Source organism: Streptomyces sp. TLI_185 (assembly GCF_003814765.1).
Taxonomy (GTDB): Bacteria; Actinomycetota; Actinomycetes; order Streptomycetales; family Streptomycetaceae; genus Streptomyces.
The window spans coordinates 5113169-5139745 of record NZ_RKRB01000001.1 but is presented as its reverse complement, the minus strand read 5'-3'; the positions used below and the strand labels follow the sequence as shown (position 1 = coordinate 5139745).

The 26577-nt window shown below is 68.8% G+C and carries 23 protein-coding genes and 1 pseudogene; 15 read left to right on the top strand and 9 right to left on the bottom strand.

What is annotated here, in order from left to right; all coding sequences use genetic code 11:
- Positions 1-38 precede the first annotated feature (38 nt).
- The 4 genes from EDD92_RS23625 (at position 39) to EDD92_RS51290 (ending at position 3768) form a co-directional block, all read left to right on the top strand.
- A complete protein-coding gene (locus EDD92_RS23625) occupies positions 39-1241 on the top strand; it encodes an IS110 family transposase (RefSeq protein WP_123966154.1) in 1203 nt (400 codons plus the stop codon).
- A gap of 64 nt (positions 1242-1305) precedes the next feature.
- The gene (locus tag EDD92_RS23620; RefSeq protein WP_123966153.1) at positions 1306-1584 is read left to right on the top strand and encodes a hypothetical protein; all 279 of its coding nucleotides are present in this window, start codon (positions 1306-1308) and stop codon (positions 1582-1584) included.
- A 1042-nt stretch (positions 1585-2626) separates the two neighbouring features.
- On the top strand, positions 2627-3277 hold the full coding sequence (locus EDD92_RS23615) for a hypothetical protein (RefSeq protein ID WP_260326708.1): 651 nt from the start codon (positions 2627-2629) through the stop codon (positions 3275-3277).
- The gene (locus EDD92_RS51290; RefSeq protein ID WP_260326707.1) at positions 3274-3768 is read left to right on the top strand and encodes a hypothetical protein; all 495 of its coding nucleotides are present in this window, start codon (positions 3274-3276) and stop codon (positions 3766-3768) included. The genes EDD92_RS23615 and EDD92_RS51290 overlap by 4 nt, the downstream gene beginning before the upstream one ends.
- Before the next feature lie 356 nt (positions 3769-4124).
- Here EDD92_RS51290 and EDD92_RS51285 read toward each other — a convergent pair whose 3' ends face one another.
- On the bottom strand, positions 4125-4379 hold the full coding sequence (locus EDD92_RS51285; RefSeq protein WP_260326706.1) for a hypothetical protein: 255 nt from the start codon (positions 4377-4379) through the stop codon (positions 4125-4127).
- A 127-nt stretch (positions 4380-4506) separates the two neighbouring features.
- Positions 4507-5739 (bottom strand): serine protease, encoded by a 1233-nt coding sequence (locus EDD92_RS23605; RefSeq protein WP_260326705.1) that lies wholly within the window; start codon positions 5737-5739, stop codon positions 4507-4509.
- 196 nt (positions 5740-5935) lie between these two features.
- Between EDD92_RS23605 and EDD92_RS23600 the strand changes: the two genes are divergently transcribed.
- The gene (locus EDD92_RS23600) at positions 5936-6817 is read left to right on the top strand and encodes a hypothetical protein (protein ID WP_123966152.1); all 882 of its coding nucleotides are present in this window, start codon (positions 5936-5938) and stop codon (positions 6815-6817) included.
- Between the two features lie 349 nt (positions 6818-7166).
- Here the strand turns inward: EDD92_RS23600 and EDD92_RS23595 are convergent, their stop codons facing one another.
- The 3 genes from EDD92_RS23595 to EDD92_RS23585 form a co-directional block, all read right to left on the bottom strand.
- Positions 7167-7415 (bottom strand): hypothetical protein, encoded by a 249-nt coding sequence (locus tag EDD92_RS23595; RefSeq protein WP_123966151.1) that lies wholly within the window; start codon positions 7413-7415, stop codon positions 7167-7169.
- 254 nt (positions 7416-7669) lie between these two features.
- Positions 7670-7876, bottom strand: coding sequence for a hypothetical protein (locus EDD92_RS23590; RefSeq protein ID WP_123966150.1), 207 nt, complete (start codon positions 7874-7876; stop codon positions 7670-7672).
- Positions 7877-8122: 246 nt separating this feature from the next.
- Positions 8123-8599 carry a MarR family winged helix-turn-helix transcriptional regulator gene (locus tag EDD92_RS23585; RefSeq protein WP_123966149.1) on the bottom strand — a complete coding sequence of 159 codons (477 nt, stop codon included), beginning with the start codon at positions 8597-8599 and terminating at the stop codon, positions 8123-8125.
- A 127-nt stretch (positions 8600-8726) separates the two neighbouring features.
- Here EDD92_RS23585 and EDD92_RS23580 point away from each other — a divergent pair, with 127 nt between their 5' ends.
- The 9 genes and pseudogenes from EDD92_RS23580 (at position 8727) to EDD92_RS23540 (ending at position 21365) form a co-directional block, all read left to right on the top strand.
- Positions 8727-9137, top strand: coding sequence for an HGxxPAAW family protein (locus tag EDD92_RS23580; protein WP_123966148.1), 411 nt, complete (start codon positions 8727-8729; stop codon positions 9135-9137).
- Positions 9138-9218: 81 nt separating this feature from the next.
- The gene (locus tag EDD92_RS23575) at positions 9219-10103 is read left to right on the top strand and encodes a DUF2797 domain-containing protein (RefSeq protein WP_123966147.1); all 885 of its coding nucleotides are present in this window, start codon (positions 9219-9221) and stop codon (positions 10101-10103) included.
- 1639 nt (positions 10104-11742) lie between these two features.
- Positions 11743-12618: an amidohydrolase family protein gene (locus EDD92_RS23570; RefSeq protein ID WP_123966146.1), complete on the top strand. Its 876-nt coding sequence runs from the start codon at positions 11743-11745 to the stop codon at positions 12616-12618.
- A 183-nt stretch (positions 12619-12801) separates the two neighbouring features.
- A complete protein-coding gene (locus EDD92_RS23565; protein ID WP_311736776.1) occupies positions 12802-13542 on the top strand; it encodes a response regulator transcription factor in 741 nt (246 codons plus the stop codon).
- On the top strand, positions 13539-15167 hold the full coding sequence (locus tag EDD92_RS23560) for a HAMP domain-containing sensor histidine kinase (protein ID WP_123966144.1): 1629 nt from the start codon (positions 13539-13541) through the stop codon (positions 15165-15167). Before EDD92_RS23565 ends, EDD92_RS23560 begins: the two co-directional genes overlap by 4 nt.
- A 14-nt stretch (positions 15168-15181) precedes the next feature.
- On the top strand, positions 15182-16699 hold the full coding sequence (locus EDD92_RS23555; RefSeq protein WP_123966143.1) for a bifunctional glycosyltransferase family 2/GtrA family protein: 1518 nt from the start codon (positions 15182-15184) through the stop codon (positions 16697-16699).
- A gap of 2 nt (positions 16700-16701) precedes the next feature.
- On the top strand, positions 16702-18921 hold the full coding sequence (locus EDD92_RS23550) for a glycosyltransferase family 39 protein (protein WP_123966142.1): 2220 nt from the start codon (positions 16702-16704) through the stop codon (positions 18919-18921).
- 88 nt (positions 18922-19009) lie between these two features.
- A pseudogene (locus EDD92_RS23545) lies at positions 19010-20456 on the top strand (MFS transporter).
- 153 nt (positions 20457-20609) lie between these two features.
- Complete coding sequence (locus EDD92_RS23540) at positions 20610-21365, top strand: TetR/AcrR family transcriptional regulator (protein ID WP_030938626.1); 756 nt, start codon at positions 20610-20612, stop codon at positions 21363-21365.
- On the opposite strand, the gene EDD92_RS23535 is transcribed toward EDD92_RS23540, so the two are convergent.
- The 4 genes from EDD92_RS23535 to EDD92_RS23520 form a co-directional block, all read right to left on the bottom strand.
- Positions 21366-21836, bottom strand: a complete 471-nt coding sequence (locus EDD92_RS23535) for a PPOX class F420-dependent oxidoreductase (RefSeq protein WP_123966141.1) — start codon at positions 21834-21836, stop codon at positions 21366-21368. It abuts the gene before it with no gap.
- A gap of 188 nt (positions 21837-22024) precedes the next feature.
- Positions 22025-22846, bottom strand: coding sequence for a YceI family protein (locus EDD92_RS23530; protein WP_123966140.1), 822 nt, complete (start codon positions 22844-22846; stop codon positions 22025-22027).
- Positions 22847-23116: 270 nt separating this feature from the next.
- Positions 23117-25660: an MFS transporter gene (locus EDD92_RS23525; protein WP_123966139.1), complete on the bottom strand. Its 2544-nt coding sequence runs from the start codon at positions 25658-25660 to the stop codon at positions 23117-23119.
- A 13-nt stretch (positions 25661-25673) separates the two neighbouring features.
- Positions 25674-26174 carry a MarR family winged helix-turn-helix transcriptional regulator gene (locus EDD92_RS23520; RefSeq protein WP_123966138.1) on the bottom strand — a complete coding sequence of 167 codons (501 nt, stop codon included), beginning with the start codon at positions 26172-26174 and terminating at the stop codon, positions 25674-25676.
- Between the two features lie 195 nt (positions 26175-26369).
- Here EDD92_RS23520 and EDD92_RS23515 point away from each other — a divergent pair, with 195 nt between their 5' ends.
- The gene (locus EDD92_RS23515) at positions 26370-26570 is read left to right on the top strand and encodes a hypothetical protein (RefSeq protein WP_099929976.1); all 201 of its coding nucleotides are present in this window, start codon (positions 26370-26372) and stop codon (positions 26568-26570) included.
- Positions 26571-26577 lie beyond the last annotated feature (7 nt).

Genomic DNA, 26577 nt, shown 5'->3' with positions numbered 1-26577 from the left:
GGCCGAACGGCATGCTGCCCTGAACCGAGGAGACGCACATGGCCGAGCAGCTGACCCGCCTCTGGGTCGGGATCGACGCCGGTAAAGCCCATCACTGGCTTGCCGCGGTCGACGAAACCGGGGCAACGATCTGGAGCAAGAAGGTCTCCAACGACGAGAGCGCGATTCTGACCGTCCTCGACGAGATCCTCGCCCTCGCCGACCAGGTCCACTGGGCCGTTGACATCGCCGGTACCGCGTCTGCGCTGTTGTTGGCCTTACTCGCCGCCCACGGCCAACAGGCCCTCTACGTTCCCGGCCGGACGGTCAACCGAATGTCCGGGTCCTACCGCGGTGAAGCCAAGACCGACGCCCGCGACGCCTACGTGATCGCAGACACCGCCCGGCTGCGGCGGGACTTCACCTCGATCAGAGTCCCCGCACAGCTGGCAGCCGATCTGGCTCTGTTGACCGCCCACCGCACCGATCTGATCGCCGACCGGGTCCGCATGCTCAACCGGCTCCGCGACGTGCTCACCGGGATCTTCCCCGCTCTGGAACGGGCCTTCGACTACGCCGATCACAAAGGCGCGCTCATCCTGCTCACCCGGCATCAGACCCCGGCAGCCATACGGCGCCACGGCCAAGCTCGCCTCACCGCTTGGCTCAGGGGACGCAACGTCCGCAACCCCGACGCAGTCGCCGCCACCGCCTTGCAGGCCGCCAGGACTCAGCACGTCACGCTGCCCGGCCAGGATGTCGCGGCCAACATCGCCGCGGACATCGCCACACAGGTCCTCGCCCTGGACGACCGGCTCAAGCACATCGACCAGCAGATACGGCAGACCTTCCGCACCCATCCCCAAGCCCACATCATCGAGTCCCTGCCGGGCATGGGCCCCATCCTGGGAGCCGAGTTCATCGTCGCAGCCGGTGACCTGAGCACCTACGCAGACGCAGGCCACCTCGCCTCCGCCGCCGGCCTAGTGCCCGTTCCACGCGACTCGGGACGCCGCACCGGCAACCTTCACCGCCCCAAGCGATACAGCCGACGCCTCCGCCGCGTCTTCTATCTCTCCGCCCAGACCAGCATCATCCGCGAAGGCCCCAACCGCGATTACTACGTGAAAAAACGAGCCGAGGGCTGCAAGCACGTCCAAGCCGTCATCGCCCTCGCCCGCCGACGTGCCAATGTCCTGTGGGCGCTCTTGCGTGACGACCGGCCTTTCACCCTCCATCCACCCCTCGCCCAAGCCGCCTAAACGGGCCAGCGCACCCCGCCTACCTGGCGATAGCCTGCGGGCCAAACCAGAGAGGCGGACCCCAGTGGGCTTCGACGCAGAACGATCAGCACGCATCGCTGCCATGCAGGAAACCGCCCGGCCCGTCTGGGAGGCAACCGGCGACACAGACGCACTCCAGCAGTTCCTCAAGGACAACGGGTGTCACGGAGTGGAAGCCGTGTTCGTCACCATGGGCCTACTGCACTGCGATCTTGCCGAAGCACAACGAGCCTTCTTCAATGCCCCGTGCCGCGACGCCGAACGCCGCTTCCACAACCGCGCCATGGACCTGCTCGAAGAGGCCGCCGACGGCGACGCCTGACAGCCCGAGCGACCCTTGACTCGCCCATTAAGACTCCGCCGACCGCTCGGCAATGTGCGCCACACATTTGGTTCGCAGGACCCGTGTTCGCGAAAGCTGTCCGGGAATGTCGTCCGCGAATGTTATTCGCGAAAGCTGTCCGCGACTTTCGCTTGCGCAAGTGGTCTGCGCAAGTCGTCTACGAAAGTAATTTGTGGAGAACCCGCTCTGACCTGCACGTTTGCACGTCCTGGGTGGAGTGCTAAAGAATCCGAGTATGCGGCGCCAGTCGCAGCCCGAGAAGGGGGGAGGGATGGCCGCATGCCCGAAAGTGAAGGGTGTTCTTCCAGTTCGCGGTCAACAGATCGGCGGGTTAGTGAGCGCGGCCGACCCCTATAAAACAAGCTGCCTCCCGCCTCGGGCACACGAAGCACCCACCCAGTCGCAGGCTTGCAGGCGAGGCGACCGGGTGGGCCCGAACCGTAGGAGGTTCAAGCATGAGTTTGGCCCTTCCCCCGTGGAGGCTGTCAAACCCCGGCCTGAGGCCGTGGGTGATCACAGTGGTGGTAGTCGTCGTGATCACATGGAGCAGAGCGGCTGATGTGGTGAGCGCTTACGTCGATGCCCTCGCTCTGACGACTGTCCTATTCGCAGGGGCGGTACAGCAGCGGAGTACAGCAACCACGCTGGCCGCTAGCGAACCCTCTGATCCATCAAAGGCTGACTGACCAGGTCCGCAGACCTCAGCAACCTTCACGCCCGTAGTTCGCATCGAGGGGCAAAGGTCACGTCTGCTTGGGGTCACGCAGGACAGAGGCCCGTTCCCGACCGTGGGGCGGGCCTCTCTTCGCGCATGCCGGCGTGGCCGTAGCTTGCCTCAGCCATTAAGACTCCGCCGACCTGGTTTCTGAACTGCCCGCTCGGCACCGAGAAAACCAAAGGGACACGTTAGATCCTCAAGTTCCCCTCAGAACTTCGATCAACTGATTGTCGCGGACATGCCCTGCGCATAGTGTCCAAGTGCTCGATCGCCACGGGGGCGGTCAACCAGCAAAGGTGTCACATGGGCATCAGCTCACGGCGCGCTGTGACCGGCGCTGCCACTGCATTGCTTCTCTGTCTCGTGACTGCGGGCACTGCCACCGCTGAGGAGACGCCGTCCGATAGCACGGCGTCCGACAGCACAGCGATATCCGCCGATCAAACGACGGAAATCAACGACAGACAGGGTTGGGAAGACACCGACGACCAGCCGCTCAGCGACAAGCATCCGACCATGTGTGACAGGCCGGAGACCTGGTACACCTACACGTCGAAGACGCAGTACTTCATCCCGTCCTGGTGGAACGGCACCAGCGACAAGGACGGTCCGGGCGGCACCGTCGCGGTGTCCGTGACCAAGGGCGGCACCATTTCCGCCGAATTCTCGGGCAGCGGTGAATGGTCGGCAGGGGCGCTCCTCGCGAAAGCCAAGACCACCATCAGCATCAAGGTCGGCGGCAGCGTATCTATCTCCGTCGGCCACAACTACTCCCACCCCATCAGCCCGAACAAGTACGGGCATGTGCAGTACGGTTCGTGGGGCTACAAGACACACTGGAAGAAGTGGCGTTCCAACAGTGGCAGCAGTTGCAACACCGTCGAAATCGGCCATGGATCAGCGACCTTGCCCACGTCCGAAACCGGTTGGAAGTACTGGGAAACCTCCTCATGACCAATTTGAGCCCCCGGGCCTGGTTCGCCGGATGCGCAGTAGCAGCATCGGCATTGCTGCTGACCGCTTGCACTTCTGACAGCGGTGACGGTGAGGCCGCCAACACGACGTCGTCACGGACCGCGGCGAGCGCGTCTCAGGCTGCGAGCAAGGCACAGGAGAAGAAGCTCACCGACCAGGCCCAGGCGGCCCTTGCCGCCGTTCAAGGCGGGACAATGGTTGAAGCTGGCGCGGAGCGCGTGACCGACGGCATCCACACAGAGCCCACCCTGAGCCAGGGCAAGACATACAAGCTCAACCTGGTGTGCGTCGGCAGCGGCAGCGCGCACTTGACATTCTCACCGGCGATCACCGGGCCGAAGACCGAAGTGCCGTGTGATCAGTCAGTGGTGCAGCAACGCATCACCGCGCACAAGCTGCCGGTACGCATCGATGTCGATGGCACCAAAGGATCTACAGGCGTGATCGCATGGCAGATCAACTCCATCTGATCGAAGCACCCAGTACGTACAGCAGCGAAGCACAGCAACCACAGTGACCAACCATGATCGTCAGCCACTGTGAGGGACCGTAGGGGGCCTCTATGCCCCTTGTTGACCGATCTCTGTAGAGCTACGGATCAGAAGGTTGCAGGTTCGAATCCTGCCGAGTGCACACAGGTCGAGAGCCCCGGAGAGATCCGGGGCTCTCGGCGTTTCCCGCGGCGTAAGTCGGTCCAGTACGGCGACGGTTGATCAGCCGGAGGGGTAGCCGCCAGGGGATCACGGGTGGTCTGGTGAGGTTGCGCCACCGACAGAGGGCAAGCCTGCGTTGTCGGTGGCGGGGTTCCACATCGGTGTCCGTCTGATCAGGAGGTCGGGGCCACGAGCGTGTGCTCGGTTCCCAGCCGGGTGGCTCCCGTGTCGGTGTACATGGTGGTCTCACCGTCGGACCAGCGGATGACGAGGTCGTCGGTGCGCCCGTTTCCGGAGTAGTTGCCGGTCGTCATGGCCGTGTCGTGGGTCCAGGTCTTGTTGGGGTCGAGGATGCGCTGCTCGCTGCCCAGGCCCGAGGCGGTGGTGCCGACGTAGTTGTCGAGTTCACCGTCGACCCAGCGCACCATGAGGTCCCACTTGGTGTTGCCGGAGAACTCGCCGCTGGTGAGGAGCGTGGCCTTCTTCCAAGTGTCGTTCGGTCCTTGAGCTTGTGCTCCTGTCCGAAGGTGCCGGCGCCGACGTTGGTGTACAGGGTCAGTTCGCCGTCGACCCAGCGACGATCAGGTCGGTGACGTGCTGGGAGGCGTTGAAGCGGCCCGCCGCGATCTGGACTGCGTTCTTCCAGGTGCCGTTGGGGGCCAGCAGCCGTCGCTCGGTGTCGTAGCCGCCGTGTCCGTTGCCGGGGTGGAGCGTGACCTCGCCGTCGGTCCAGACCACGATCATGTCGCTGTGGCCGGTCTGCCGGAAGTCGCCCGAGGCCAGCAGTCCGGCGTGCTGCCAGGAGGCCGCCGAGCCGGGCAGCCATGGGTCCCGCGACCCCTCGTAGGGCGGCTTCCTGCCCAGCTGCTGATGGGCGGCGGCGTGGTCGAACAGGTCCTGGGCGTCCTTGCCGTAGACCGGTGCGTACGTCACCCAGTCGTCGTTGGCGTCGTTGCCGCCGCCGTTGTAACCGCCGGTGTTGCCGATGACCTTGCCGGTGCCGGTGGTGCTGTCGTAGTCCTCGATCCAGGGGCCGCCGGAGACACCGCCGTAGAAGCCCTTGCAGGTCATGCGCAGCTGGCGGAAGCCCGGCAGCTGGGAGGTGCTGACGGGGCAGCGGACCGGCTGGTGGCCGGGGTTGACGGTGCCGGAGCCGGGATAGCCGATGACAGTGACTTTGTGGTGGTAGCTGCTGGTGGGCGTGAAGGTCAGGGCGCCCGCCACGTCCTCCACCTCGCCGCGGCTGTTGGCGCCGACCTGGGCGAAGGCCAGGTCGAGGTCGGACGCGGCCGTCTTGGTGTTCTTCGTGTAGCGCGCGTCCAGGTACATCCGGGCGACCGGGAAGACTCCGTACGGCTGCTCGGCGGCGGACTTACCGCTGCGGTACATCGGCACGAAGATGCGGTGCTTGGCCCCCTGCAGGCCGATTCCGCAGTGGCCGGCGGTCAGGACGATGTCCTTGGCGGCCGTGTGGACGACGCTGCCCGTGCAGTAGGTCTTCGGGCCGCCCAGGGGCGTGCCGTCGAAGAAGAAGGTCCCGACCGTCCTGTGGCCGGCGAAGTGCTCGGGCGCGGGCGTGCCGGACGGCGGCGGCCGGTGGGCGGCGCCGCGCTGTGCGCTGATTCCGTGCCTGGCGGCGGCCGGACCCGGTGCGGCGTCGGCCGGGACCGCGTTGTCCATGCGGTCCGCCGTCCAGTACTTCTCCTCCTCGCTGAGACCCGGTCCCTTTGCGGGAGTGGGGGGAGTGCCGGACGCGGCGGAGGCCGGTCCGGCGCTGAGTATGCCCACGCACAGACCTAGGGCCAGGGCCGGAACCCATCTGTATCTGGAACGCAACGAGGTGTCTTTCCGTCTTGAAGTCAGCCGGACGGTGAGTGATGCCGAGCTGTTTAATCGCACACCAGTTCGACAGTGAAGGTGGCCAGCATACTGACCTCCGCGGTGCTGTCCGGCACAACGTCAAAAGACAGGACACACAACGGCGATGGACAGATTCCGTACCGCCGCGTGGGCGGCGCTCCCGCTCCTGCTGCCTCTCCTGGCGGCCGGACCGGCTGCGGCCTCGGACTCGGTCTCGCAGCCCACGGCATCGCTCACGTACTCGAGCGTCAGGTCGGTGCGGCCCGGCGAGACGCTGACGGTCGATGCCAAGCAGGGCGAGGCGCTGTACGGCGACACCATGCGCTCGTCCGTGTTCCTCGCGACGGGCAAGCTGCGCATGATGGACCCCCTGCTGACCACCACCGTGACCATCGCCTGCGAGGCCGAGCCCGGCACCTATCCGGTCCTGCGGCGTGGCGCCGGAGACGTGGGCCCGGACGAGCATCCGTTCCGCTGGGCGCGGGTGCGTGTCGAGCCGGTCGACGAGGCCGCGCGCCGGGCCTGCCGCGACAAGGTGAAGAAGCTGCCCCGGCCCGACCCGGAGGAGCGCTGGGCTGCGGACACCACCTGGCCCCAGTCGGAGTGGGACGTGCGGACCTTCCGGGCCGGCAACCGCATCACGATCACCGACAACGACGACGAGGGAGCGGACGGGGACATCAGCCTCATCTCCCGCGCCTTCACCGACCGCCCCGTACTGCGCGGCGCCAAGGCCGTCCTGACCGCCGCCACCACCCTCAAGTGCGATGCCGCGCCCGGCCTTTACGTCGTCTACCGGCATGACGTCGGCCAGAGCGGCCCCGACAAGCCATGGGCCCGGCTGCGCCTCGTGGGCGCCGCCCGGGGAAAGGCCTGCTCGGCCGCGCATCCCTTCGGGTCGTCGCGCCTCAGTGTGGCGGCCTGGACCGTGGGCGGCACGCTCCTCGCCGCCGGGGCGGGGGCGCTGTTCCTGCGGGCCAGGTCCCGCCGCGGGAACTCCGCTTGAAACGCCGCGCGGTATCTGGAGCCGACTGCTGGTCTGCGGTCTTCTGCGTGCGGCCTTCTGCCCAAGGAGGGCACGGGACTCGGCGCCGCGGACGGTCAGGGCTGGCCCGGTGTCGGCCGGCCTCGTCGGCCGGCAGACTTCGGCGCTGCCCGCCGGCACCCAGGGCACCTGTTTGACGGCAGTCCCGGCGGCGACGACGGCACACAGGTGAGAGGCCCCGGAAAGATCCGGGGCCTCTTGCGTTTCAGGGGGCGGTGGCCCGTGGGCGGAGACAGCGCTCGGCGCCCGGAGCTGTGCTCCGGGCGCCGAGACCCAAGTCGGTCAGCTATGTGACGCGATCAGTGGCCACCTAATCGCAGGTACTGGAGCCGACGTGGTTGTTCATGCCGCCCGCGTTGCCCTCGCCATTGAGGATGTTGCCGGCCAGGCCGGGTAGCACGCCGACCTGGCCGAGGATGTCGACGTTCAGGTCGTGGGACTTGCAGCCGCCGCCTTCATGCATGAGGTTGGCGGGCTGGGCGGTGGCGGTGCCGGTGGCTATGAGGGTGAAGCTACCGAGGATGGCGGCCGCGACAGCGGCCTTGTGAAGCTTGCGCATGACTCCTCCTTGGGTCGGGTGAGCGCGCCATCAAAGATCCATTAAGCGCTCATTTGGGAGGCTAATCCGATATGTCTCGCCGCGCTCTTCGGGGCTGGCATACGGGGTCAATAGCGCGCAACCGGGCGAACCGGTCGCCGTCAGCCCGGTCGGCGGCAAGCCCGAATCCTGTTGGTTTCACACGCATTTGAGGCCCCGAAGGATTTCGGGGCCTCGTGGTCGTCGTGATCTGACGCTGACACAGATGGACGAGTTCAAGCGGCGGCTGCCAGGCGGTGGAAGGCCTCAGTGGTGCAGGGGTGGGCGAGCTCGTCCAGCAGGTGCCGCCACTCCGGGTCGGCGAGGGTCGGGTGTGCCAGGTCCCAGGCGGCGAGCAGTGGGGCGAGGTCGTTCTCGTGGAGGTGCTCCTCGGTCGGGTCGTCCATGGTGGTGCTCGTCTGGGAGGGCAGGAGCGGCTTCATGGCGGTTTCCTTCCGGCTGGGCGGGCGGTCAGGCTCCGGGATCCGTCGGGTTCAACGATGCCGCCGCCCGGTCGCCGCAACCATGGAGTGGCCTCCCGTATCGAGGGTGGAGGTGGCCGTGCCGGCCCCCCTCTTGCTGAAGCGGCTCGGTGCGGGCGGGGGGCGGCCTGCAGCAGGTCTGACTGGCCGGGGAGTTGGCCCCGCCGCGTGCAGCGGCCGGTTTACGCGATGCGTGCCGCCCGGGGCTCAGTCCGTTCGGCAGTGTTCCTCCAGGTAGCCGGCCGCCAGCGCGCTTGCGCGCGTGAACCAGTCGGTCAGTACGGCGATTTCGTCGGGGGAGTACTCGGCGAAGAGCTCGTTCAGGCGGGCGTAGTACGGCTCGTAGACCTCGCGGACGCGGGCCTCCGCATCCGGCAGGGCGGCCACGCGGACCCGGCGGCGGTCCGTCGGGTCGGGGCGGCGGATGACGTAACCGGCGCGTTCCAGGCGGTTGAGGATTCCGGTGACCGCGCCCGTGGTGACGTGGGCGCGGGCTGCCAGGTCACCGGCCGTGAGCAGGTTCTCGCCGGCCTCGATGACGTAGGCGAAGCAGGTCAGGTCGGTGACGTTCAGACCGATCTGCTGGGCCATCTCCTGCTGGCCGATCAGGCTGGTCGCGATGAGGTGGTCCATTGCCGACAGCGCCTGGGCCGGGGTGGCGGTCGGGCGCGGCTTGGCTTGCATTACGGATTCCCTGATTCCCTTAGATCGTGAGAGGTTTATGCGCTAAATTTCTTAGGACGTTAGGGACCTGGGCAGGCGCGGTGTCTGGTTCTGTCCGGATCCCGTTCGTCCTCGGGGAGGCGGGTACATGAGCGCACACCAGTATGACGAGGGGCACACGGTCGCGGGCTGGACCGGTTTCGCGGTCGCGACCGCAGGGGCCGTGGTGCTGGGGCTGGGGGTGTGTACGGCCTCGGTGATCGCCCTGGCCGGAGGGCTCGGCACCGTGGTCGTGAGCGTCCTGGTCACCTGGGCGCTGCACCTTGCGGGATGGGGCAAGCCGCCGGGGCGGCGGCCCAGGGAGCAGTGGGGATGGCGGGTACGGGATCTGGCGGCGCGGGAGGGGCATCCCGGGTGCGTCGGATGCCGGCTGGCCGGGCGCGGACGGGGAGTGCCGGGAGCGAGGGGAGCGAGGCGTATGGCGGCGTCGTCCGGCGCGGCGGTCGCGGTCGCCGGCGCGGAGCCGGAGCCCGCTGCCATCGCTGAATCAGGGCGCTGAAGCGGCTGTATCGGGGCACCGACCTGCTCGAATGCCCTCGCCACGGTCCGTTGTCAGTGGCGCCCCCTACTCTCGAAGGCAATGGCACAGGCATGGAAGTGCTCGGGGCTGCGGTGGGCGGCAGGCGGTCCCGTGCTGGCGTGGGACGGCGGGCGGCGCTCGGCGCTGACCTGGGGGAAACGGGTGGCCTTCGGGGTCGCGGACGGGGGTGTGCGGACATGTGTGGGCGCGCGTGGACATGCGTGTCCGGTGCGGGCGGTCGTGCCGGGGCGGAGTACGGGGGCGCGGTGCGAGGAGTGTGCGCGGCTGGACCGGGCGCACTCGGTGGCCGCCGACACGATCGCGGACGACCCGCGGCCGTACCACATGTATCTGGCGTGGTTCGGGCCCGGCATGGTCAAGGTCGGGATCACGGCCGAGGAGCGGGGCTCCGCACGGCTGCTTGAGCAGGGTGCGGTGTGCTTCAGCTGGCTGGGGGTGGGGCCGCTGATGGCGGCGCGGCGCACCGAGGAGTTGCTGCGGGCCGCGCTCCAGGTGCCGGACCGGATTCCGTACGCCGAGAAGCGGGCAGTGCGGTCCGGGTTGCCGGTGGCGGAGGCGGAGCGGGCGGCAGAGGTCGAGGAGTTGCACGGGCGGGCGCTCGCACTCGACGGCTGGCCGGAGTCACTCGCCCGTGAGCCCTGCCAACCGGTCGATCACGCCGAGGTGTTCGGGCTCGCCGACCTGCCGGCCGCCGTCGGCGAGGTGACCGAGCTTGTCGCGGGCGGGGTGGTGACCGGGCGGTTGGTTGCGGCGGCCGGGCCGGATCTGCATCTGGTGGCCGGGCGTGGCGTCGTTGTGCTGGATACGCGGTTGATGCGGGGGTGGGAGTTGCTTCCTGTCGAGGGACCTGTACGAGAGGGCGAACTCACCCTTCCGATGAAGGAGTTCAAGCGTGGACCCAGCGCGCAGGACGGCTTGTTCTGAGTTGTCGGTCGAACCTGGACGGGCCGGCGTGCGGCGCCTCGGCCATGCGGTTCAGGTTGGGAGTCGGTCAGTAAGGCGGAGGAAGCTGTCCAGACCCCTGGCGTGACCTGGAGTATTGGCCCGGGCGCGTCCTGCATGTGCGAGCCACTGGCGGACCGACGTCCCGCCAGGCTGAGATCGACGCAATCGTCACCGGAGCGGAAGCCTCTTGAGCCACACGATCATCCGGGAGAGGTCGGCCTCCGAAGTGGGCGACCGCCCTGGTGAGGGCCCTACTGGTCCTGACGAACCACGAAGTATCCCGCTGCCGACGATCTTCACCGAAGTCATCCGCCCGCCGCCGGCCCGGGCATCCCGAACCCCGCGCACACCAGACCCGTGGCCTGCAACTTCACGATGCACACTGCCCAGTGCTACGACGTGCCATCGCCGGGCGTGCCGCCGCGGTCGCCCTGTCTGGTTGGCCACCGGGACAGCGCCCGACACCCAACGGGGCCGCTTGACCATGGTGAGGGCGCGGCCCGCGCCTTGGTGCTCGGCTCGGTCATCCGTGTCCCGCCAAGCCGGACCGGCCGCGGGGTCGTGGAATCTGGCTACTTCGAAGTCCGCTGGACACGAGCGGCAACCAACGTTTCAACAATCAAGATGAGCAGTGAATTGGCAAACCCGACTAACCTCTGGGCTAATCCGGTGTAACAGGCTGCCTCCTGGATCTGGGTCTATGGCGAGGCCGACACCGACCGCGGCATATTCGTAGAGTGAGTGTTGTGCGTTAGGGAGACAGAGGAGGAAATGACAGGCATAAAGCCCTCCTCCTCTGCCTGCCCCTATCTCACGCGGGGATAGGTGTCATGCACACTGGTTGCCGACGCCGTTGCAGTCGCCATCGCCATCATCGCCGTGGTGATAGGCGATCGTGCTGGACTGGACCGTTGTGGTCTTTGTGGCGGTGTGAAGGACTGACGGTGCGGCCATCGCGGATCCGGCCGTGGCAGCGAGAGCGAAGCCAAGGGCGGCGCCGATCGCGAGTATTCGTGACATGGATATCTCCAGGCGTGTTTGGTGTTTGGTGTGTTGCCCCCTTGTCCATCACTCTGCCTACTCCTGCGGCAGGTTTCATCTCGGGCGCGGCCAATCGTGTGACCCCTGCGGAATCGTCCGGCCATGTCTCTGACGAGTGGGAATACCTGCGTTCCCGCTCCCGATTCCCCGATAGTCGCTCTCTGCCGTAACGCGCGATGGCGTCGCACGGTTCGCGGGCTACGGCCAAGAACGCGGAGTGCAACCTCGACAACAGAGGCTCCACTGGGGCCCATTGTTCGCCCGTCAGATCTCCATGTGCCGCGAACCCAAATCCGCCGGGACACGGATTCGGCTCGTCAGTTCGCTCCAGGCGAGCGATGATCCGCTCCAGGTCTCCCGTAGCTGCACCCTCCCGAACCTCACGCACACCAGAACCGCGACGTGCACTTCACGATGCGCAGTGCTCAATGAGGCGCACCCGAGGAGACGTCCCGGCGCCGTTGGCAGCCCCGCAACCCCTACTGGATCTCTTTTGGTAGGCGCTATGGACACCCCATCCCTGTCCGGTCGATCGTGGACGACATGAGCGAGCGCAGTTACGGATTCGCGAGGGCGTATGCCTGAGGCCGAGGATGTGCGGCGGTTCTGGCAGCGGCTCGGGCTGCCCGGGCTGGTCGACGTGCACACCCACTTCATGCCCGAGCGGGTGCTGCGCAAGGTCTGGGGCTACTTCGACTCACTGGGGCCGCTGACCGGCGGCGTCGAATGGCCCATCACATACCGGAAGGAGGAAGAGGAACGGGTCGCGCTGATAAGGGAGTTCGGCGTACGTCGCTTCACCGCCATGCTCTACCCGCACAAGCCGGGTATGGCGCAGTGGCTCAACAGCTGGGCCGCGGACTTCGCCGGCCGAACTCCGGATTGTCTGCACACCTCAACCCTCTTTCCGGAGCCAGGCGTTGCACCCTACGTGCAGGAAGCTCTCGACGCGGGGGCGCGGGTCTTCAAGGCGCATGTGCAGGTGGGGGCGTACGACCCCGCGAGCGAACTACTCGACCCTGCCTGGGGGTTGCTGGCCGAGGCGGGGGTTCCGGTGGTGATGCACTGCGGGTCGGGGCCCGCGCCCGGCAAGCACACCGGGCCGGAGCCGGTCGGGCGGGTGCTGGCCCGGCATCCCCGGCTGCGGCTGGTCGTCGCGCACATGGGGATGCCGGAGTACGAGGACTTCCTCGACCTTGCCGAGCGGTACCGGGAGGTGCGGATGGACACGACGATGGCGTTCACGGACTTCAGCGAGCGGCTCGCGCCGTTCCCGCGGCGGGCGCTGCCCCGGCTCGGCGACCTCGGCGACCGGATCCTGCTGGGCAGCGACTTTCCCAACATCCCGTATCCGTACGTCCATCAGCTGCACGCCCTGGAGCGGCTGGGGCTGGGTGACGAGTGGCTGCGGGCCGTGTGCCATGACAACGGGGCGCGGTTGTTCGGGCTGTGAGATCCCACAGGCAGGCTTTACGCCCTGATCACCCCGCCCTCACCATTGATGGAGGCCGGGTTCGCGCAGGTTCCGCAGGTCAGGAGGTTCCCAGGGGTTGCCTGAGAGGCGCCTGTGCGTTTCTCAGGGAAATCACAGGTTGTCGAAAGGGAGCTCTCAGAGGATCCCGACAGTGTGTCCACCATGACCACGACCTCGCCCCAGGGGCGCACCGAACTGCTGAGGCCGGACGGGAGCCCCGTCCGAGTGCTTGTGGTGGACGACGAGATGTCGATCACCGAGCTGCTGTCCATGGCCCTTCGCTATGAGGGATGGCAGATCCGGAGTGCGGGGGATGGCACGGGCGCCATCCAGACCGCGCGGGAGTTCCGGCCCGACGCCGTCGTTCTCGACATGATGCTGCCGGACATGGACGGGCTGACGGTGCTCGGGCGGCTGCGCCGTGAGCTGCCGGACGTGCCGGTTCTGTTCCTGACTGCCAAGGACGCGGTCGAGGACCGGATCGCCGGTCTCACCGCCGGTGGCGACGACTACGTCACCAAGCCGTTCAGCCTGGAAGAGGTCGTTGCACGGCTGCGGGGGCTGATCCGCCGCTCCGGTGCCGCCGATCGGCGTTCGGACTCCGTGCTGGTCGTCGGCGACCTGACGCTGGACGAGGACAGCCACGAGGTCAGCCGGGCCGGGGAGGGCATACACCTCACCGCCACCGAGTTCGAGCTGCTGCGCTTCCTGATGCGCAATCCGCGGCGTGTGCTCAGCAAGGCGCAGATACTCGACCGGGTGTGGTCGTACGACTTCGGTGGGCAGGCCAATGTGGTCGAGCTCTACATCTCGTATCTGCGGCGGAAGATCGACGCCGGTCGTGAGCCGATGATCCACACCCGGAGGGGAGCCGGTTACCTGATCAAGCCTGCCGCGTCATGAGCGGACGGCGACGACCGCGTACGCAGAAGCGACGAGCGGGACAGCCGCGCACCCTGCGGGCGCGGCTCGTCGTCGCTTCCGTGGTGCTGATCGCCGTGGTGTGTGCGGTGATCGGTACGGTGACGACCTTGGTGCTCAGGCGGCACCTGTACGACCAGCTCAACGACAAGCTGGGCGAGGTCGCGGCACGGGTGGCGCCCCGGGACTTCGGCGGGCCGGTCCAGGGCAACGGCGGGCCCGACGGGCAGGACAAGGACAAGACGGTCCCGGAGACCAGACTTGACGTGTTCGTCGCCAGGGGGCCGCAGGGGGACGGCGGCATGATCGCGGCCAAGATCGTGAACGGCACCATCACTGCCGCCCAGCGCGGTGTGAAGGCCGATTCCTCGAACAACTATGCGATGAGCGCCAAGGGGCTCACGGATGCCCAGATGAAGGTGCTCAACTCCGTTCCCCAGGACAACAACGTTCACACGGTCGAGCTGCCCGGACTGGGCACCTACCAGGTCAAGTACGCCAGCAACGCCAAGTACTCCTACTACGTGGCCCTCCCCGCCGAGGAAGTCGACGGCACTATCAACACGCTGATCCTCGTCGAGGTCAGCGTCACCGCTGCCGGCCTGGGCGCAGCCGTAATCGCCGGCTACGTCCTCGTAGGCCTGGCCACCCGCCCCCTCCGCCGAGTCGCGGCCACCGCGACCCGAGTTTCCGAACTCCCCCTCCACACCGGCGAGGTGAACCTCAGCGAGCGTGTTCCCGAGTCCGAGACCGACCCGCACACCGAGGTCGGGCAGGTGGGGGCCGCGCTCAACCGGATGCTGGATCACGTGCACGGTGCGCTGCACTCGCGGCAGCAGAGTGAGATGCGGGTGCGGCAGTTCGTCGCCGACGCCAGCCACGAGCTGCGCACTCCCCTGGCCTCCATCCGCGGGTACGCCGAGCTGACCAGACGTGGCAGAGAGCAGGTCGGGCCCGACACCCGGCACGCCCTGGGCCGTATCGAGTCCGAGGCGGGCCGGATGACCTTGCTGGTCGAAGACCTTCTTCTGCTCGCCCGTCTCGACGCCGGACGGCCGCTGCAGTTCGAGCAGACCGACCTGATCCCGCTGGTCGTCGACACGGTCAGCGACTCCCGTGCGGCCGGCATGGACCACAACTGGCGGCTCGATCTGCCCGATGAACCCGCGCTGGTGTCGGCGGACGCCGCACGCATCCAGCAGGTGCTCGTCAACCTGCTCGGCAACGCCCGCAAGCACACCCCGCCAGGTACGACCGTCACCGCACGACTACAGCGGCGCGGCCCGTGGATGTGCGTGGACGTCGAGGACAACGGGCGGGGGATTCCGGCGGAGTTGCTCCCGCACGTCTTCGAGCGGTTCGCGCGCGGTGATTCGTCGCGTTCCCGCGCCTCCGGGTCGACCGGCCTAGGTCTGGCGATCGTGCAGGCCGTTGCGACCGCGCACGGCGGTGCCGTGTCCGTGGACAGCGTTCCGGGACGCACGGTGTTCACCGTGCATCTGCCGGCGCTCGCCCCGGTGCTGCCCGGGCCCGCCCCCGAAACGAATTGGCAATCGCACTCACAGGCAGACCACAGTGCCACCACATGGGTGCAACAGGGCACTTGACCAGAGTCGCTTCCATGCGAACCGACCCTTCTCCCGGCACCCTGCCGGCGCGGGAGCACCTCCCGGCCGGCGACGCCGGTACGCCTGTCCTGGACGTAGTGATCCCCGTCTACAACGAGGAGAAGGACCTCCAGCCGTGTGTGCTGAGACTGCACGACCACCTCAAGCACACGTTCCCGTACGCGTTCCGGATCACGATCGCGGACAACGCGTCGACCGACACCACCCCGCTGGTGGCGGCGCGGCTGGAGACGGAGATCCCCGAGGTCTCCAACTTCCGACTGGAGCAGAAGGGCCGCGGTCGCGCCCTGCGGACCGTGTGGTCCGCCTCCGAGGCGCCGATCCTCGCCTACATGGACGTGGACCTCTCCACCGACCTCAACGCGCTGCTGCCGCTGGTGGCGCCGCTGATCTCGGGTCACTCGGACCTGGCGATCGGCTCCCGGCTGGCCCGCTCCTCCCGCGTCGTGCGCGGACCCAAGCGGGAGTTCATCAGCCGGGCGTACAACCTGATCCTGCGCGGCTCGCTGCAGGCCCGCTTCTCCGACGCGCAGTGCGGCTTCAAGGCGATACGGCGTGATGTCGCGCAGGTGCTGCTGCCGCTGGTCGAGGACACCGGCTGGTTCTTCGACACCGAGATGCTCGTCATCGCCGAGCGTGCGGGTCTTCGTATCCACGAAGTTCCCGTCGACTGGGTCGACGACCCCGACTCCACCGTCCACATCGTGAAGACGGCGACCGAGGACCTGAAGGGGGTGTGGCGGGTGGGCAAGGCCCTGGCCACCGGGTCGCTGCCGCTGGACCGGATCACCCGGCCCTTCGGCGACGACCCGCGCGACCGCGACATCCAGGACGTACCGAAGGGGCTGGCCCGCCAGCTTGTCGGGTTCTGTGTGGTCGGCGGTCTGTCGACCCTCTTCTATCTCGTCCTCTACAGCCTCTTCCGGCAGTTCGGCGGCTCGCAGGTCGCCAACGCGCTGGCCCTGCTGGTCTCCGCGGTCGCCAATACGGCGGCCAACCGGCGCCTCACCTTCGGAGTGCGCGGCAGCGGCGGCGCCGTCCGGCACCAGGCGCAGGGCCTGGTCGTCTTCGGCATCGGGCTCGCGCTGACCAGCGGTTCGCTCGCCGCCCTGAACGCGGCGACGTCCGACCCCGGGCACTCCACCGAGCTGGCGGTCCTCGTCGCCGCCAACCTCGCGGCGACCGTGCTGCGCTTCCTGCTGTTCCGCGCCTGGGTCTTCCCCGACAAGAGCGACAGCGTGCAGTCCACCGTGGTGGCATCGCACACCCCGTCCTCGCCGACGTATGCGACGGCCCGGCACCCGCAGCAGTACCGGCAGCAGGCGTACCAGCCGCAGCCCCCGCTGCCGCAGCGCCCCGGCGCGCGCCCGAACCTGCCGTACCAGAACGTGCCGAACCAGAACCACCACACGACCCAGTTCCGCGCCGGTGAAGTCGCGGACCAGCGCTGGGAGGACGCCACCATGCATCTGCAGCCGGTGCGCCCGACCGACACCGAGCCGAGGGACTGACGATGACCACCCACTACGACCAGCCGACCCAGCCGGGTCCCTCCGCGTGGGGCCCGCCGCCGACGGCGACCACGGAGGTGCAGGAGCCCGCGGCTCCCCCGGCCGCCCCGGCTCCCGGATCCGGTGAACCCGAGCAGCCCTTCGTCCGCAGACTCTGGCCCGGCCGCCCCGAGGACCCGCGCTGGGTGCGCCCGGCCTTCCTCGGCCTGCTGCTCGCCACCGGTCTGCTCTACCTCTACAACCTGAGCGCCTCCGGCTACGCCAACTCCTTCTACTCGGCGGCCGTCCAGGCGGGCAGCAAGAGCTGGAAGGCGTTCTTCTTCGGATCGCTGGACGCGGGCAACGCCATCACCGTCGACAAGCCCCCGGCCTCCCTGTGGCCGATGGAGCTGTCGGTGCGGATCTTCGGCCTCAACTCGTGGGCGATCCTCGTCCCCGAGGTCCTCATGGGCCTCGCGACGGTCGCCGTCGTCTACGCGTCCGTACGCCGCCGGTTCAGCCCCGCGGCCGGACTGATCGCGGGCGCGGTCCTCGCGCTCACTCCCGTCGCGGCGCTGATGTTCCGGTTCAACAACCCGGACGCCATGCTGGCGCTGCTGATGTCGGCCGCCTGCTACTTCGTGGTCCGCGCCCTGGAGGACGGCCGTACGAAGTGGCTGGTGTGGGCCGGTGTCGCGATCGGATTCGCGTTCCTCGGCAAGACCCTGCAGGCCTTCCTGATCCTGCCGGCCCTCGCGATCGTCTACGCGGTCTGCGCGCCGGTGTCGCTGAAGAAGCGGTTCGGGCAACTGGCCGCGGCGACGGCCGCGCTGGTGGTCGCCGGCGGCTGGTGGGTTGCGATCGTCGAACTGTGGCCCGCCTCCTCCCGCCCGTACATCGGCGGCTCGCAGGACAACAGCTTCCTTTCGCTGACCTTCGGCTACAACGGCTTCGGCCGCCTCAGCGGCAACGAGACCGGCAGCGTCGGCGGCGGTGGCGGAGGCGGCGGCACCGGCATGTGGGGCGAGACCGGCTGGGACCGGATGTTCAGCTCCGAGGTCGGCAGCCAGATCTCCTGGCTGCTGCCGGCCGCGCTGATCCTCTTCGTCGCGGGCCTGGTGGCGACGCGCAAGTACAAGCGGACGTCCGTGACCCGCGGTTCGTTCCTGGTATGGGGCGGGTCGCTGCTCCTGACCATGGTCGTCTTCAGCTACATGGCGGGCATCTTCCACCAGTACTACACGGTGGCCCTCGCCCCCTACCTCGCGGCCGTGGTCGGCATGGGCTCCGCGCTCCTGTGGGAGAGGCGGCGCGAGACCTGGGCGTCCCTCACCCTCGCGGCCGCCGTCGTGGCGAGCGCCGCCTGGGGTTACGTCCTCCTCAACCGCACCTCGGACTATCTGCCCTGGCTGAAGTACCTGGTCCTGGTCGGCGGCCTGGTCGCCGCCCTCGGCCTGATCTTCGCGGGCCGGATCAACCGGCAGCTCGCCCTCGGGGCGGCCGCCGTGGGCATCCTGGCCTCCCTGGCCGGCCCGACCGCGTACACCCTGTCCACCGTGAACAGTGCGCACACCGGCTCCATCGTCACGGCCGGCCCGGCCGGCGCGAGCATGATGGGCGGCGGCCGGGGCGGCCCCGGCGGCGGTGGCGGCATGCGGGGCGGCATGGGCGGCGGCATGCCGGGCCAGCAGAACCAGCAGAACGGCAACGGCAACACCCAGGGCAACGGCACCACCCAGAACGGCAACGGCTTCCCGGGCGGCGGCATGCCGGGTCAGCAGAACGGCAACGGCAGTACCCGGAACCAGCAGGGCGGTATGCCCGGCGGCCGGACGGGCGGCGGCATGGGCGGCGGCGGTGGCGTCGGTGGCCTGCTGAACGGAGCGAGCGTCAGCTCCCAGGCCAAGAAGCTGCTGGAGACCGACTCGTCCAAGTACACCTGGGTCGCGGCGGCCATCGGCGCGCAGAACGCGGCGAGCTACCAGCTCTCCACCGGCGACCCGGTGATGGCCATCGGCGGCTTCAACGGCACCGACCCGTCCCCGACCCTCGCGCAGTTCAAGCAGTACGTGGCCGACGGCAGGATCCACTACTTCATCTCGTCCGGTACGGGCGGTGGCGGCATGGGCGGCAGCAGCAGCGGTACGTCCTCGCAGATCACGTCGTGGGTCGAGAGGAACTTCAAGAAGGTGACGGTCGGTTCGTCGACCTTCTACGACCTGACCCAGAAGGCGAGCAGCTAGCAACCCGCAGACAGGCAGACAGGCAGACCACACCTGACGGAGAAAAAGTGTTGTACACCGTATAGTAGCCAGCTATACGGTGTATGGCATGTCTGCGTCCCCTCAGAGCCGGTCCCAGGGCCACCCCCAACGCCGACTGATCCTCGGTGTCATCTGTCTCGCCCAGCTCACCGTGCTGCTCGACAACACCGCCCTGAACGTGGCGATCCCCTCCCTCACCAGGGAGCTGGGCGCGGCCACCTCCGACATTCAGTGGATGATCAACGCGTACTCGCTCGTCCAGTCCGGCCTGCTGCTCACGGCGGGCAGCGCGGCCGACGGCTACGGCCGCAAGAAGATGCTGATCGCGGGCCTGGCGCTGTTCGGGGCCGGTTCACTGACCGCCGGACTGGCCGGCAGCACGGGCCAGTTGATCGCCGCACGGGCCGGCATGGGCGTGGGCGGTGCGCTGCTGCTGACCACCACCCTGGCCGTGGCGATGCAGATCTTCACGCCCGACGAGCAGCCGAAGGCCATCGGCATCTGGGCGGCGGTCAACGCGCTGGGTTTCGCGGCGGGTCCGCTGCTCGGCGGGTTCATGCTGAACCACTTCTGGTGGGGAGCGATCTTCCTGGTCAACCTGCCTGTGGTGGCGCTGGGACTGATGGCGGTGGTGGCCCTGGTTCCGGAGTCCAGGGCTGCGTCTTCCCGGGGGACAACCCCCGGACCCCCGGAGCGCGGCGACCGCCCCGACCTCCTCGGCGCACTGCTCTCCACGATCGGCATGGCCGCGCTGGTGTTCGCGGTCATCTCCGGGCCGGAGCACGGGTGGACGTCGGTGCGGGTCCTCGGCACGGCGGCGGTCGCCGCCTTGGTCCTGGCTGCCTTTGCGTACTGGGAGACCCGGATCCGGTACCCCATGCTCGACCTGCACTTCTTCAGGGACCGGCGGTTCACCGGAGCGGTGGCCGGAGCGGTGCTGATCACCTTCGGCATGGGCGGGGCACTGTTCCTGCTCACCCAGCATCTGCAACTCGTGCTTGGTTACGGCCCCTTGGAGGCCGGTCTGCGGACGGCGCCGCTCGCGCTGACGGTCGTCGCGCTGAACTTCTCGGGGCTGTCGGCGAAGTGGTCGGCCAGGCTCGGTACGCCGGTGTCCGTCGCGCTGGGGATGGTGCTGATGGCGGGTGGGCTGGTGTCCATCGCACTGCTGGACTCCGGGGGTTATGCGGGGACGCTGGTCGGGCTGTTGCTGATCGGCGTGGGGGTGTGCGATCGCCAACCCGGCGATGGCGCACGCCATCATGAGCGCGATTCCTCCGGAGAAGGCGGGGGTGGGGGCCGGGATCAACGGGACGCTCGCGGAATTCGGAAACGGGTTGGGGGTCGCCGTGCTCGGCGCGGTACTCAGCTCCCGGGTTCCGTCGGCCCGGTTGGCCGCGGGGTTGGAGACGGGGCAGTTGGTGGGGGCGGTGGCGGTACTGCTGGGTGGGTTCCTGGCCGCCGCGTTGCTGCGTCGCGCTGAGCGGGCAGACTCGGGGGTGGTGGTCGCCTAGGAGCTCGGGTGCAGCGGTTGCCGGGCGGCTGCGGGCTCGTCGTGGTTTCTCGCGCTCACGCGGCGGAGCCGTATCGACACAGCCCCGCGCCCCTTTGGGGCGGCTGCCACCTAGCATCGTGATCAGTCGACGTAAGTCTAGGAAGGTGCGCCAATGGTGAGGGCAGCCGAGCGGGCGGCGCGGACCAGTGTGTGGCTGGAGGGCAAGGTGCGCCGGGGCGGTCGCGGCGGTCAGCCGTCGGGGCTCGACCGGGACCGGATCACCGAGGTGACCGTCCGCCTCCTGGACGGGGAGGGGCTGGCCAAGTTCTCCATGCGCCGGCTGGCCGCCGAGCTGAACGTCACCGCGATGTCCGTCTACTGGTACGTCGACACCAAGGACGACCTCCTCGAACTCGCCCTGGACGCGGTCTTCGGCGAGATCGGCCTGCCGGACCCGGATGCCGACGAGGACTGGCGCGACCAGCTGCGGGCGCTGGCGAGGGAGTACCGCTCGCTGCTGGTCCGCCATCCATGGCTGTCGTCGCTGGCCGGCACCTTCCTCAACATCGGCCCGAACAACCTGGCCTTCGCCCGCGTCGTGCAACGCGTCATCCGCCGCACCGGCCTGCCCACGCACGGCCTGGCGGCGGCCATCTCGTCCGTCTTCCAGTTCGTGTACGGCTTCGGAACGATCGAGGGCCACTTCAACGCCCGCAGCGCCGACTTCGGAATGACCGCGGACGAGTACTTCAAGCACGCCATGAGCGCGGTGACGCAGGACCCGCAGGCCGCCGAGGTCGTCAAGGAGTCCGAGGACATCATGGCGGCCCGCGGCGGCGACACCGTGCACGAGATGTGGGAGCGGGACTTCGACTTCGCCCTGGACCTGCTGGTGGCGGGCATCGAGGCGATGGTGGCCCGGGGCTGACTACTCCTCAGTGGCCAGCCGTGCCGGGAACCCACCCGTGGCCACCGGCCCCCACTTCTCGGGAGTGACCCGGATGATCGACTTCCCCTGCTTCACCATCGCCGCCCGGTACTCGTCCCAGTCCGGGTGCTCGCCGGCGATGTTCCGGTAGTACTCCACCAGCGGTTCCACGGACTCCGGCGAGTCGATGACCTCCGCCGTTCCGTCCACCTGCACCCACGGCCCGTTCCAGTCGTCGCTCAGGACGACGAGGCTGACTCGCTCGTCCCGCTTGGCGTTGCGGGTCTTGGCCCGGTCGGGGTAGGTGGAGACGACGATCCGCCCGGAGTCGTCGACCCCGCAGGTCAGCGGCGAGGCCTGCGGGCCGCCGTCGGCCCTGCGCGTCAGCAGGATCGCGCGGTGGCGGGGCCGTACGAAGTCCAGCAGTTCGTCGAGGGAGACGCGGGTGTTGGTCGCGATGTTCGGTGCCATGGCGTCAGCCTAGGCGCAGGGGCGCTGCTCGGCCTGTCCCTGCTGAGCCTATGTCCGGGCCGGCGGTACGGCTTCTGACAGAACGACCGACAGGCGCCGCGGTCGTGGATGTGCGTCATGCTGCCCAAGCCGTTGTGGCTGCTCTTGTTGACCAGCTTGACCAGGGCGTTCGTTCATTTCCGTGATCTTTACGCCTGCGGCAGCGACTCCCCCTGGACCGCCTGGATGTCCAGCTCCACCTTCAGCGTCGTGCCGATCGCGGCGATACCCGCCTGGAGCACCTGGTTGTAGTTCATGGCGAAGTCCTCGCGGCGGAGTTCCGTCGTCGCACGGAAGGCGGCGCGGGTGCCGCCCCACGGGTCCGCGCCCGTTCCCAGGTACGCCAGGTCCAGGTCCACCGGCCGTACGACCCCGTGCAGCGTCAGCTCGCCGTGCACGGTCCAGCGGTCCGCGCCCGCCGCCGTGAGGCCGGTGGACCGATACGTGATCTCCGGGTACTTCTCGGCGTCCAGGAAGTCCGGTGAGCGCAGATGGTCGTCGCGCATGCCGTTGCCCGTGTCGATCGAAGCAGCGCGGATCATCGCTTCCACCCGCGACTTCTCCACCTCGTCAGGGGCGATCTCGACGCGCCCGGCGAAGTGCGTGAACCGCCCGTGCACGCTGGAGATCCCCAGGTGCTGGGCGACCGCGCCCACCGAGGAGTGCGCGGGGTCGATGGTCCACGGCCCGGGCGGCGGCAGCTCCGTGCCGCCCTGCCGGGCCAGTGTCACCGCGCCGAGCTCGGCCCTTCCGCTCGCCGTGACGAGTGCGCTGGAGGCCACGGGCGCATACCCGACGGCCGTGACGATGACGGTGTAGGCCCCCGGGGCGAGGTCGGTGGCGTCCCGTACGGCTCCCTCGGCGTCCGCCTCCGCGCGCAGCACCTGCGTGCCGGTCATGTCGGTCACCGTGACGACCGCGTGCGACACGGCCCATCCGTCCCGCGTACGGATCTTCGCGGTCAGTCCCATCCCGTTTCTCCCTGCAGTGAAGCCGGTCGTAAAGCTGGTCGAAAAACTGGTCCCAAAGAGACCGGCCCGTGGCACCGGGCGCACACCTCCGCTCAGAGCGCGCGCACCGTCCGCCACGGGCCGGAGTTCGAACACAGGGCCTCCCCGGCAGACCCGGCCTGGGCCGCGGGGGCTGGCACGCCCTCCCCCAGAAGGGGTGCCCCCATGACCCCGCTCACCGGCGGCGCTGTGCACCGCTCGTCGGAGTCGGCCCGGCCCGCCGGGCAGGCCCTACTCGCCCGGGTGGGCCAGTTCGATGTCGTGGTCGTCGACTCCGCGGCCGTTCACCGTGAGGGCGGTCGCGACCGGCGGGTAGCCCGTCGCGATGACCGTGTAGTCACCGCCGTTCAGGTCGGTGAAGGCGTAGGCGCCGTCCGTGCCGGTGGTAGCTGTCCCGACCACGTTGCCCGCCGCGTCGACCAGGGTGACCCGGGCGTCGGCCAGCGGGCCGTGCGGGGCGCGTACGACGCCCTGGAGCTGAGCGCCCGAGTCGAGGTCGATCTCGATACGGGTGACTCCGGTGCCGCCCACCTCGACGGGCAGGGCGCGCGGCCGGTACCCGGGGGCGTTCACCGCGACGGTCACGGCACCCGGTACCAGCTCCGCGAGGGAGAACTCGCCCTGCTCACCGGTGGCGACGGTGGCCAGCAGCTCTCCGCGCACATCGGTCACGATGACCATCGCGTCCTTGACGGGCAGCGTGGTCTCGGCGGCCCGCACCACACCGCTCAGCCCGCTGGTGCCGCTGAGCAGGATGTCGTACGAGACCGGCTCGCCGTTCACCACGACCGTGGATGCCTGCGGCTGGAAACCGTCGGCGGCGGCGATCAGGACGTAGCTGCCCACGCTCGGCGCCTCGAGGGCGTAGGAGCCGTCGGCCTGCGCGACCGAACGGCCCAGCTGCCGTCCCGCCAGCGAGATCAGCGTGACGGCGGCCTGCGGCACGGGCGCGCTCTCGTTGCCGCGGACGAAGCCGCGGACCGGGATCCCGCCGGAACCGGCCGACTCCTCGGGCCGGGCGATGGTCGCCACGGCGGCAAGTTGCTGCGTGCCGTCGGCGGCAAGCTCGGTGTCGGACACGGCCCAGCTCGGGGCCTTCTCGGCGGCCGGAGCCGAAGCCGGGGCCGGGGCCTCGACGGCGGCCGGAGCGGCCTGAGACCCGACCGGCGTCCCGTCCGCGGCAGCGGCCTGCGCCAGCGCGCCCTTGGTCTTCAGCGGGACCTCCTTGATGAACAGGGTGATCAGGAACGCGACGGCCGCGAGGGCGCCGGCGATCAGGAAGACGTCGGCGATGCCGTGGCCGTACGCGCTCTCCATGAGGGTGCGGATCGGGGCCGGCAGCTTGCCGAGGTCCGGGATGCTGTCGGTGGACGAGCTGGAACCGGCCAGCGCCGCACGGTACTGCGGGTCGAGGGCGGCGATGCCGTCCTTGACGTAGTGCGTGATCCGGTGGGCCATCACCGCGCCCAGCGCGGACACGCCGACCGCACCGCCGAGCGAGCGGAAGAAGGTGACCGTGGAGCTGGCGGAGCCGAGGTCGCTCGGGTCGACCTGGTTCTGCGTGCACAGCACCAGGTTCTGCATCATCATGCCGATGCCGAGACCCAGCAGCGCCATGAAGATCGACATCTTCCAGTACGCGGTGTCGTAGCGGATGGTGCCGAGCAGACCGAGGCCCGCCGTCACCAGCACGCCGCCGATGACCAGCCACGCCTTCCAGCGCCCGGTGCGGGTGATGAACTGCCCGGAGACGGTGGAGGAGATGAACAGCCCGCCGATCATCGGGATGGTCATGACGCCCGACATCGTCGGGGACTTGTCACGGGCCAGCTGGAAGTACTGGCTGAAGAAGACCGTGCCGGTGAACATCGCGACACCGACGAAGAGCGAGGCCAGCGACGCGAGCGTGATGGTGCGGTTGCGGAACAGCCGCAGCGGGATGATCGGCTCGCTCGCCTTCGACTCGACGAGCACGAAGACCAGACCGAGGACGATCGAACCGCCGACCATCGCGTACGTCTGCCAGGACAGCCAGTCGTACTTGTCACCGGCGAAGGTGACCCAGACCAGCAGCAGCGAGACGGCGGCGGCGATGAAGAAGGCGCCGGCCCAGTCGACCTTCACGTCCCGCTTCACGACCGGCAGGTGCAGGGTCTTCTGCAGCACGATCAGCGCGAGGACGGCGAAGGGGACACCGACGTAGAAGCACCAGCGCCAGCCGAGCCAGCTGGTGTCGGTGATGACGCCGCCGAGCAGCGGGCCGCCGACGGTGGCGACGGCGAAGGTCGCGCCGAGGTAGCCGGAGTAACGGCCGCGCTCCCGCGGGGAGATCATCGCGGCCATGACGATCTGGGCGAGGGCGGACAGACCGCCGACGCCGATGCCCTGGACGACACGGCAGGCGATCAGCATGCCGGCGTTCTGCGACAGGCCGGCGGCCGCGGACCCCAGGACGTAGATGACCAGGGCTATCTGGACGAGCGCCTTCTTGCTGTACAGGTCGGCGAGCTTGCCCCACAGGGGAGTGGCCGCGGTCATCGACAGCAGGGCGGCGGTGACGACCCAGGTGTAGGCGGACTGGCCGCCGCCGAGGTCGCTGATGATGTGCGGCAGGGCGTTGGTGACGATCGTGGACGACAGGATCGCCACGAACATGCCGAGCAGCAGACCGGAGATCGCCTCCATGATCTGCCGGTGCGTCATCGGGGCGTACTCGGCGGAGCCTCCCCCGTGCTTGGCATGAGCCCGCACACCGGCTGGTGTGGTCGTTGCCATGGGCTTCCTTCTCTTAAGTGCTTGCGGGTGTACGGGTGGTCGGTTCGAGTTCGTGTGCGGGGGGCGGGAGCCGGGGCGGCAGGGCGCGGCAGTCGTCGAAGCTGGCCCGCAGGCGTTCCATGAGACGGCTGAGCTGGGCGACCTCCTCGTCGCTCCAGTCGGCGAGCCGCTCGGCCAGCAGCTGTGTGGTCCGCTCGGACAGCGCCTCCAGCTGGGCCAGGCCCGTGGGTGTGAGGTGCAGGATCCGGGACCGCTTGTCCGCCGGGTCGGGGGACCGGTCGATCCAGCCGCGCTCGGCGAGGTGCGCGACATGGCGGCTGGTGACCGACATGTCCACGGACAGCAGCTCGGCGAGCCTGCCCATGCGCATGTCGCCGTGGCGTCCGAGAAGGATCAGCACCGCGGCACTGCCGCTCGGGCAGTGGGACGGCATGATCCGCCCCAGCTCCCGCTTCACCGCGCCGAAGGCGCTGAACTGCCGGAGCAGCTCCTCGTACTGCGCCCGCTCGGCCATCACACCTCCCGCATTCGTTGCTTAGGGCAACCATAGAAGTTGTTGGTTGCTGCAGGCAAACAAAATGCCCCGGATGCTGGACAAAAACTTGGCAAAGGCAAGTATTGCGAACGTAAACATGCAGGTGAGAGTGGTTGCGGCTGTGAACCGCCCCCCACTTGGGCCACAACCACTGATTCGCTAGGGTCTCGGGCTATGGCTAACCCCCAGGGCCCCCAGGGCAACCACGACCCCGCAGGCAGCACCCAGATGTTCCGCGCGTTCGTCGACGAGGGCCCGCAGGGCCGCCGTCAGCAGCAGGCGCCCGCGCCGGCCGGTCCGCGCATCGGCCTGATCGTCGGCATCGTCGTGGCCGTGGCGGTCGTGGCGGCCGTCGCCTGGCTGGCACTCAAGTAGGGCGTAC